Here is a 9,703-nt window from a genome sequence, read left to right on the forward strand (position 1 = left end):
AATGTGATTTATGCCTTATTTATTGTCGTGGTTTTTATGGTTTCTTTTCTGAATTGAACAAACAAATAACATTTATTCGTGAAGCCTGAAGCACCGCTGCCTTTAGGATAAATCTTTTACATCCCCTGCTGTGCAAGGGATCACAAGTTTTCGGCAAAGCGGGCATCCGCACGAAAAAAGATGATATATTGGCGATCTTTGTCGCTACCTCGCGTGATAGTTATGAAAGTCTCTTTCCAGATTAAGCTGTTTATTTCGCTGGTTGCCTTTTTCTCAGTACTTTTTGCGCTACTGGGCGGATATTATTATGCCGATGTCGGCAAACAGCTTTATCAGGAAATGAGCGCCCGCGCCAAAATACAGGCTGAAGAGATTGCGCTTATTCCGACATTGCGTGATGAAGTCGAACAAAAGAATATCAGCGCCATCCATGATTTTATGCAGAAGATGTCCGCGCACAGTGACGCCAGCTTTATTGTGATTGGCGATAATAAGGGCCAGCATCTTTTTCACTCCGTCTTTGCCGACAGAGTGGGCACGACGCTGGTAGGCGGTGACAATGAAGCCGTTTTGCAGGGTAAAAGCACCACCACCATCCGCAAAGGGGGGCTGGGCATTTCGCTGCGCAGTAAGGCCCCCATCTTCAACGATGCCGGACAGGTGGTCGGCATTGTTTCGGTAGGCTATCTCACCAGCTACCTTGATACCATTACCGTCAGTAAAGTGGTCAATATCCTGATTGCCGCCGTGCTGCTGCTGTTTGCCCTCTTTGTTTTCTCCTGGTTCTTTACCCGCAGCATTAAGAAGCAGATCTTCTCCCTCGAGCCGCGAGAGATCGGGCTGCTGGTGCGCCAGCAAAAGGCGCTGATGGAGTCTATTTATGAAGGGGTGATAGCCATTGACGATCGGCGGCGGATTGAAGTGATCAACCAGGCGGCGCGCAAGCTGCTGGGCCTGAGCCAGCCCGCCCGGGAGCTGCGCGGGCAGCTGATAAGCCAGGTTATCGATCCGGTTCCGTTCTTCGATACGCAAACGATGCTGGCGAAAGATACCCATGACGAGATTTGCCGTTTTAACGATCTCACGGTGATTGCCAGCCGGGTGCACATCATGCTTGAGGGGTCGCTGCAGGGCTGGGTGATCACCTTCCGCGATCGCAACGAGATCGACTCGCTGAGCGCCCAGCTCAGCCAGGTAAAACGCTATGTCGATAACCTGCGTATTATGCGCCACGAGCAGTTAAACCGAATGACCACCCTGTCCGGCCTGCTGCATATGGGCCGCTATGAGGAGGCGATTGGCTACATTCAGGCGCAGTCGGAGCATGCCCAGGAGCTGCTGGACTTTATCTCTTCGCGCTTCAGTTCCCCGACCCTGTGCGGCCTGCTGCTGGGCAAAGCCGCCCGCGCGCGGGAGAAAGGCGTCGAGCTGTGTTTCGACCCGGCGTGTCGTCTGGACAGGCCGTTCCTGCCGCTGGGGGAGCAAGAGCTGATTTCGATTATTGGCAACCTGCTGGATAACGCCATCGAAGCAACGCAGCGCTCACCGCTTCCCCACGCGCCGGTGGAGGTGCTGATAAAACTCAGCGAACAGGAGCTGATTATTGAAGTGGCCGACCAGGGCGTTGGTATTACACCGGAGATCCGCGACAGGATCTTTGAACGCGGCATCACCACCAAAACACGCGGCGATCATGGGATTGGCCTGTATCTGATCGAAAGCTATGTCACTCAGGCTGGCGGCGCAATAGAAGTTGCCGATAATACGCCGCGCGGCACCATTTTCTCATTGTTTATCCCTGCCACGGGAACCGCCCGGCAACTGGAAGACACCGACTATGCAACATGAACTTATCGACGTACTGATTGTTGAAGACGAGAGCGAGCTGGCGCAACTGCACGCGGAGCTGATAGGCAAGCATCCGCGTCTGAGGCTGGTGGGCATTGCCTCGTCGCTGGCAGCGGCCCAGGCTGAGCTTGAAAGCAAACAGCCGCAGCTCGTGCTGCTGGATAACTATCTGCCTGACGGCAAAGGGATCTCGCTGATTAATAACCCCATGCTGGCCCGCGCCAACTGCTCGGTGATCTTTATTACCGCCGCCAGCGATATGGACACCTGCAGCCAGGCGATCCGCAACGGCGCGTTCGACTACATTCTCAAACCCGTCTCCTGGAAGCGGCTCAGCCAGTCGCTGGAGCGGTTTGTGCAGTTTGCCGAACAGCAGCGCGTCTGGAAGATTGTCGACCAGCAGAACGTCGATTCGCTCTATCAGCTACAGGCGAAAAACTACCGCCAGGACAACGGCAGCAAGGGCATTGAGGAAAATACGCTGGCGCGCGTGCAGACGCTGTTCAACGACAAGGCGACGCACTGCTTTACGGTGGATGAGGTCGTGAGCGAGACGGGACTGAGTAAAACCACCACCCGGCGCTATCTGGAGCACTGCGTGGAGACCGGGTTTCTCAGCGTGGAGATGCTGTACGGGAAGATCGGGCATCCGAGGAGGATGTACAAGCGTAGTGCGGTTTGATGAAACGTTCCCTCTCCCTTTGGGAGAGGGTTAGGGTGAGGGCAGCAGCCCGCACTATCTCAATACATACCCATACAGCCGCTTAATCCCGTCGGCATCCTTCTCGCTGTACACGCCCTGCAGCTCCGGCGAGAAGCCGGGCAGCAGGTTGATGCCCTCCTCAAGCGCCAGGAAGTAACGCTGCACCGCCCCGCCCCAGACTTCACCCGGCACCACGCACAGCACGCCTGGCGGATAGGGCAGCGCCCCTTCGGCAGCAATGCGCCCTGCGGCATCCCGTATGCGGACCAGCTCCACCTCTCCGCGAATGTAGGCCCGGTTCGCATCCTGCGGGTTCATCACCACCTCCGGCAGGCTCTCCTTACGGAACATCGCCTTCTGCAAATCTTTTACGTCAAAGCTGACGTAGAGATCGTGCATCTCCTGGCACAGCTGCCGGAGCGTGTAATCCCGGTAACGCACCGGGTATTTCTGGAAGATGGTCGGCAGCACGTCTGCCAGCGGCGTGTCGTCTTCAATGTGCTGTTCAAACTGCCCCAGCATCGCCACCAGCTGCGCCAGCTTCTCGCTGCTTTCGGCAGGCGTCAGCAGGAACAGGATCGAGTTGAGGTCGCATTTTTCCGGCACGATGCCGTTTTCACGCAGATAGTGCGCCAGAATCGTCGCCGGGATGCCGAAATCCGTGTACTCCCCCGTTTCGGCATCGATGCCCGGCGTGGTCAGCAGGAGCTTGCACGGGTCGACAAAGTACTGCTCGCGGGCATAGCCCTCAAACCCGTGCCATTTGGCACCCGGTTCGAAGCTGAAGAATCGAAGCTCGCTGGCAATGGCGTGTGTCGGATGATCCTGCCACGGCCGCCCCGCCACCACCGGTGGGATAAACGGTTTGATCATATGGCAATTCGCAACGATCGCCTTGCGCGCTTCAATCCCCAGCTCGACGCACTCCGCCCACAGCCTGCGCCCGCTTTCCCCTTCGTGGATTTTTGCGTTCACATCCAGCGCCGCGAACAGCGGATAGAACGGGCTGGTTGAAGCATGCAGCATAAACGCGTTGTTAAGGCGCTTGTGCGGGCAGAAACGCGCCTGGCCGCGAATATGGTTGTCCTTTTTATGGATCTGCGACGTTTGCGAGAACCCGGCCTGCTGTTTGTGCACCGACTGGGTGACAAAAATGCCCGGATCGTTCTCGTTCAACTCCAGCAACAGCGGGGACGTTTCCGCCATCATCGGAATGAACTGCTCGTAGCCCACCCACGCGGAGTCAAACAGAATGTAGTCGCACAGGTGGCCGATCTTGTCGATCACCTGACGGGCGTTGTAGATCGTCCCGTCGTAGGTGCCAAGCTGAATGATCGCCAGGCGGAACGGTCGCGCCTCGTCGGCCTTTTCCGGCGCCGCCTCGCGGATCAGCTCCCGCAGATACCCATCGTCAAAGCAGTGCTCGTCAATCCCGCCAATAAATCCAAACGGGTTACGCGCTGCCTCAAGATAAACCGGCGTGGCACCCGCCTGGATCAGCGCCCCGTGGTGGTTGGATTTGTGGTTGTTACGATCGAACAGCACCAGGTCCCCGCGGGTCAGCAGCGCGTTGGTCACCACCTTATTGGCCGCCGACGTACCGTTCAGCACGAAGTAGGTTTTGTCCGCGTTGAACACTTTCGCCGCGAACTTTTGCGCGTGCTTGGCGGACCCTTCGTGGATCAATAGATCGCCCAGCTTCACGTCGGCGTTGCACATGTCGGCGCGAAACACGTTCTCACCGAAGAAATCATAGAACTGGCGCCCTGCCGGGTGCTTTTTGAAAAACGCGCCGTGCTGGTGGCCCGGACAGGCAAAGGTGCTGTTGCCCATTTCAACATACTGGCTCAGGGTGTCAAAAAAGGGCGGCAGCAGGTTCTCTTCGTAGCGGCTGGCAGCGCTCTCGAGCTCCAGAAACTCCTGAGCTTTACCCGAGATAACCGCAGTAGCGCCGTCGGGCGCTTCCGTGGGCTCCTGCGAGAAAATGAACACCGGAAGCTGAAAGCCCGTGCGTTTCAGCAACGCGAGAATGCCGCTGCGACTTTCCGTCGTCGTCATGACGACGGCCGCCACATCGGTGAAATCCGTGTTATCCAGCGTCACCTTTTCGCGGTGCGTAGACACGGTAGAGAGCAGCTCGCGGCTGACGGCGATTTTCATGGTTTTCATAAGCGCAGTTACCCTCACCGAGCGGTGAGACAGGAGGAGAAAATTCGCGCAATAATGTCACCTTTTATTTTTAGCCGCAACAGGGAATCCTTATGCAATTAATCACCCAAACCTAACGGCCATAAAGCAGAAGCATGTCATAATCATGCAAAACCAATGAGTAAGTAACAGGAGTTAAGCGTGGTTATCGGGCCATTTATCAACGCAGGCGCCGTATTACTGGGCGGCGTACTCGGCGCAGTGCTGAGCCAGCGGCTGCCGGAGCGTATTCGCACCTCCATGCCCTCAATATTCGGCTTGGCATCATTAGGGATCGGTATTCTTTTAGTCATCAAATGCGCCAACCTGCCCGTGATGGTGCTGGCCACCCTTCTCGGCGCGCTCGTTGGCGAATTTTGCTATCTGGAAAAAGGTATTAACAGTGCGGTGAGTAAAGCCAAAAACCTGATTGCCCGACCGGGCGGCAAGGCGAAACACGGCACGCACGAGTCATTTATTCAGAACTATGTCGCCATCATCATTCTGTTTTGCGCCAGCGGCACCGGGATTTTCGGTTCGATGCAGGAAGGCATGACGGGCGATCCGAGCATATTAATTGCGAAGGCGTTTCTGGATTTCTTCACCGCCACCATTTTCGCCACCACCCTTGGCGTCGCCGTTGCGGCGATTTGCGTCCCGATGTTGCTGATCCAGCTGGCGCTCGCCACCTGCGCCACCTTGATTCTCCCGCTGACCACGCCGGCGATGATGGCGGACTTCACCGCCGTCGGTGGCCTGCTGCTGCTGGCGACAGGCTTGCGCATCTGCGGGATTAAGATGTTCGCCGTGGTGAATATGCTGCCCGCGCTGCTGCTTGCCATGCCGCTTTCCGCACTCTGGACGCACTTTTTCGCTTAAGGAAGCGGCGAAATGGTGAGAGATTGCGCAGTCTGTAACGAAAACAACATTTTTCGTTGACGGCGGAGAGTGAATCGGGTTTAATGCGCCCCGTTGCCCGGATAGCTCAGTCGGTAGAGCAGGGGATTGAAAATCCCCGTGTCCTTGGTTCGATTCCGAGTCCGGGCACCATCTTTCTTTTTTTACGTTTCCTTATGAATTCTTATAGTCATGTAATTCAGCAAGTTAGCGTAAAAACTCTTTCTGATACGTTTTGATTTATCCCTTCGTATCCGAAAAATTTGGGGTCAGACTGCGGGTCGTTCAGTTCGATAAACTGGAGAGACCCTAATGTTAAACGACAGTAAAATTCGTTCCTCAAAACCCCTCGATAAATCCTACAAACTTACCGATGCACAGGGCTTATATCTTCTGGTATCAACCAGCGGTTCACGCCTGTGGTATTTTCGCTACCGGTTCGACGGTAAGGAAAACCGTTTAGCTCTTGGCACATATCCACAAATCAGTCTGGCAAAAGCTCGCGAGACACGCGATGCGGCCCGAAAACTATTGGCTGAAGGAATAAGCCCTTCCCGGCTCCGCAAATCTTCTGTTCGCAGCGTTGATGAATCACGGACATTTAAGTCTGTCGCCATCTCATGGCACACCAGTTGTCTGAAACTCTGGTCTGATGGTCACGCCACTAAAATTCTCACATGTCTGAATCGTTACGTACTCCCTGAGATCGGGGGGATGGATATCACCCGAATCGAAACCCGCCATCTGGCACAACTCATCCGTAACATTGATGATAAAGGCGTCCATGATGTTGCTGGTCGGATACGCCAGTACCTGACCAAAATTATGCGCCATGCAGTACAGCAGGGAACCCTGAAGTATAATCCTGCATATGACCTGGATGGAGTAGTAACACAGGTCATCACACGGCACCACCCTGCCCTCCCTCTCAGACAACTCCCTGACCTGCTGAAAAAGATAGATAACTACAAAGGGAGGACGCTGACACGTCTGGCACTGGAACTTAATCTTCATGTGTTCCTCCGCTCCAGTGAACTGCGACTTGCCCGCTGGGATGAGTTTAATCTGAAAGCCCGTATCTGGGCGCTACCCGCACAACGTCAGGCCGTGAAAGGCGTCAGGTTCTCAGAGCGTGGCGCGAAAATGAGAGATGAGCACCTGGTTCCACTTTCACAGCAAAGCGTTGCACTTTTAAAACAGATTAAACTGCTGACCGGCGATTCACCGTTTGTCTTCCCCGGTGCACATTCACTGAATAAACCAATGAGTGAAAACACCATAAATAAAGCCCTGCGCGTTATAGGCTACAATACCCAAACCGACATTTGTGGACATGGATTCAGAACGATGGCCTGTAGTGCCCTGAATGAGTCAGGTCGCTGGTCAAAAGACGCCATTGAACGACAAATGAGCCACAGAGAACGTAGTAATGTACGTGCTGCCTATATCCATAAAGCAGAGCATCTTGATGAACGCATGGAAATGATGCAATGGTGGTCCGATTATCTTGATACGAATCGGGAAGGGTTTATTGCACCTTATATTTATGTACGACAGCAGACCACACCATAGCATCACAGGCTGATGACTTTCGTTGTCAATACATCCCGGTGAGCAACGATCACCGGGATCTCATCCGTTAAATAATTCTCCACGCTCACACCAGCCCCCTGCTCAACACAAATAAACATAAGAATATTCCCAATAAATCCACCAGAAACAACATTTTCAGACAAATCCAGTACATTTTATATGGACAAAAACCGCTCTATGACCATACAGTGCCTCCGGTTATTTTGTAAATCCTGTCATTGCTTTTGTAAGGGGTTGTGTCGAAATGGAATTCCGGAGTCGGTCTCTGACAGACAATTTTGTCTTGCCTGCCACGGGTCTGGCTTTGTTGTTTGCGTGTTTCTCCGCCCTGGCCGCGCCCGGTGATGAGCAGTTTATCCTGCAACAGCAGCGCCAGCAGGCGCTGGAAGAGCATCTGACGCCACAGGTTCCGGACGTTAACCTCTCCTCTCCCGTGAGTGCATCCGGAAAAATCATTTTTCCTGAAGAGCAGCCTTGTTTTACCGTCCACGATGTCACGCTCTCCGGCCACGGTGATTTGCCGCGCTGGCTGCCGTTACAGCGTCTGGCAAATCAGGCAGCAGGACAGTGTCTGGGCGCGCAGGGCATAAATATCCTGATGAGCAGTCTTCAGAACCGGATGATTTCACACGGCTGGACCACCTCCCGCGTGCTGGCACCGGCTCAGGATTTGAAGAGCGGCCATCTGCAACTGGCTGTGGTGCCCGGCAACATTAACCGGGTGAGCCTGACCCCGGACAGCAGTCATTACCTCTGGATGTACAGCGCCTTTCCGGCCCGTGCCGGCAACCTGCTGGATTTACGCGATATTGAGCAGGGACTGGAGAACCTTCAGCGTCTGCCGACCGTACAGGCAGAGATGGAAATCCTGCCATCAGACCGGCCAGGCGAAAGTGATATCATTATTTCCCGCCGGCAAAGCAAATTCTGGCGTCTGGGAATGTCGCTGGACGACTCCGGCACCACCTCCACCGGACGCTATCAGGGCGGGCTGACGCTCTCGCTGGATAACCCACTGGCGCTGAGTGATTTATTCTGGTTTTCAGCCAGCCACGACTTACAGACCGGACGCGAAAAAGGTAACCAGAACCTCAGCGCTCACTGGTCTGTTCCTGTGGGGTACTGGTCGTTTGGTCTTACCGGCAGTGACTACCATTATCACCAGACTGTCGCCGGGTATTTTGAGGATTACCGCTACAGCGGTAAAAGCCAGAGCCTCACGGCACTGCTGAGCCGGGTGCTGCACCGCAGCAGTGCACAAAAAACGTCGGCATCCCTCGATGTTCAGACCCGTACCACCCGCAACTATATCAACGACACCGAGGTGGACGTCCAGCGTCGCCATGTCTCCTCATGGAAAGCCGGTCTTTCGCACCGGCACTATATCGGCCCGGTCACGCTGGACGCCGGTATCAGTTACCAGCGCGGTACGCGGTGGTTCGGGGCGCAACCCGCGCCCGAAGAGTGGGCAGATGAGGCCACCGCCCTGAGCCGTATTCTGCGTACCGATGCCCGTCTGAGTCTCCCCTTTGACCTTGCCGGACAGACCTTCCGCTATGACGTGGCCTGGCAGCGCCAGACCAGCAACACCCCGCTGACATCGCAGGACCAGTTCTCCATCGGGGGACGCTATACCGTGCGTGGTTTTGACGGTGAACGCACACTGAATGCGGACCGGGGTTGGACGGTTCGTAATGACCTCTCCTGGCAGACGCCGTTACCGGGTGCTGAGTTTTACCTGGCGGCAGACTACGGCGAGGTGGGTGGCAAGGGGGCGGAATACCTGACGGGTTCGCATCTGGCCGGTGGAGCCGCCGGACTGCGCGGCAGCGTCCGGAAAATCGGTTATGACCTGTTTGCCGGTGTTCCCTTCTCCCGCCCTGAGGGCTTTAAAACCAGCCCGGCCACGTTTGGCTTCAGCCTGAATCTGGATATCTGACCATGCGATGCGGACGGTTTTTCGTACAGGCTCCGCTGCTTCTCGGCGGGCAGGTATCCGAAGCCGAAGCGCTTGGCGCAGCCGTCTGGCTGTGGATGCACTCGCCCATGCACCGGTATGCACCGCTGTGCGTACTGCCCACCGTGCTGCTGCCGGTGATTAAAAATCAGCAGTATGTCCTGGTCTCTGAGGGTGAACGTCCGGTGTTCTTTCTGAGCTGGATGTGGATGAACGAAGACGCTGAGGCGCGTTATCTCAGCGAACCCGGCGTGATGATAAAGGAAGATGACTGGTGCAACGGTGACCGGATGTGGTTCCGGGATTTTATCGCCCCCTTCGGTCATGCCCCGGAAATGTTTCGTCTGCTGCGCCACGAAATCATGCCCCATTACTGTGCCCGTTCCCTCTGGCACCGGGGGGAAGAGAAAGGGGCGCACATTAAAACGTTTCGTGGACATCATGTCACACGCAGCGAATTTCAGGCATGGGTACTGAACACACGGCCAGACAGCAGATTACGTCAGTATTAATGAAAT

The 9,703-nt window shown here is 55.3% G+C and carries 8 protein-coding genes and 1 tRNA gene; 7 read left to right on the top strand and 2 right to left on the bottom strand.

All coding sequences use genetic code 11. The annotated features are described in order from the left end of the window. Window positions 1–222 precede the first annotated feature (222 nt). Window positions 223–1,848: an ATP-binding protein gene (locus tag ACWHWP_RS19540; protein WP_063431644.1), complete on the top strand. Its 1,626-nt coding sequence runs from the start codon at window positions 223–225 to the stop codon at window positions 1,846–1,848. Next, a complete protein-coding gene (locus ACWHWP_RS19545; protein ID WP_059312232.1) occupies window positions 1,838–2,530 on the top strand; it encodes a response regulator in 693 nt (230 codons plus the stop codon). The genes ACWHWP_RS19540 and ACWHWP_RS19545 overlap by 11 nt, the downstream gene beginning before the upstream one ends. Before the next feature lie 54 nt (window positions 2,531–2,584). On the opposite strand, the gene ACWHWP_RS19550 is transcribed toward ACWHWP_RS19545, so the two are convergent. Beyond that, window positions 2,585–4,720 carry an ornithine decarboxylase gene (locus ACWHWP_RS19550; protein ID WP_447856173.1) on the bottom strand — a complete coding sequence of 712 codons (2,136 nt, stop codon included), beginning with the start codon at window positions 4,718–4,720 and terminating at the stop codon, window positions 2,585–2,587. A gap of 180 nt (window positions 4,721–4,900) precedes the next feature. Here ACWHWP_RS19550 and ACWHWP_RS19555 point away from each other — a divergent pair, with 180 nt between their 5' ends. From ACWHWP_RS19555 to ACWHWP_RS19565, 3 genes are all read left to right on the top strand, one after another. Next, window positions 4,901–5,617, top strand: coding sequence for a DUF554 domain-containing protein (locus ACWHWP_RS19555; RefSeq protein ID WP_047347883.1), 717 nt, complete (start codon window positions 4,901–4,903; stop codon window positions 5,615–5,617). A gap of 95 nt (window positions 5,618–5,712) precedes the next feature. After that, a tRNA-Phe gene (locus tag ACWHWP_RS19560) sits at window positions 5,713–5,788 on the top strand. Window positions 5,789–5,947: 159 nt separating this feature from the next. Continuing rightward, a complete protein-coding gene (locus ACWHWP_RS19565) occupies window positions 5,948–7,207 on the top strand; it encodes a tyrosine-type recombinase/integrase (RefSeq protein WP_447754446.1) in 1,260 nt (419 codons plus the stop codon). A 2-nt stretch (window positions 7,208–7,209) separates the two neighbouring features. On the opposite strand, the gene ACWHWP_RS19570 is transcribed toward ACWHWP_RS19565, so the two are convergent. Beyond that, on the bottom strand, window positions 7,210–7,371 hold the full coding sequence (locus ACWHWP_RS19570) for a hypothetical protein (protein WP_447754449.1): 162 nt from the start codon (window positions 7,369–7,371) through the stop codon (window positions 7,210–7,212). A 155-nt stretch (window positions 7,372–7,526) separates the two neighbouring features. On the opposite strand from ACWHWP_RS19570, the gene ACWHWP_RS19575 reads away from it, so the two are divergent. Further along, window positions 7,527–9,167 (top strand): ShlB/FhaC/HecB family hemolysin secretion/activation protein, encoded by a 1,641-nt coding sequence (locus ACWHWP_RS19575; RefSeq protein ID WP_447754749.1) that lies wholly within the window; start codon window positions 7,527–7,529, stop codon window positions 9,165–9,167. A 2-nt stretch (window positions 9,168–9,169) separates the two neighbouring features. After that, complete coding sequence (locus ACWHWP_RS19580) at window positions 9,170–9,697, top strand: toxin-activating lysine-acyltransferase (RefSeq protein ID WP_447754452.1); 528 nt, start codon at window positions 9,170–9,172, stop codon at window positions 9,695–9,697. Window positions 9,698–9,703: the final 6 nt, after the last annotated feature.

It is taken from the genome of Enterobacter sp. WI-ESBL-E8 (assembly GCF_053364895.1).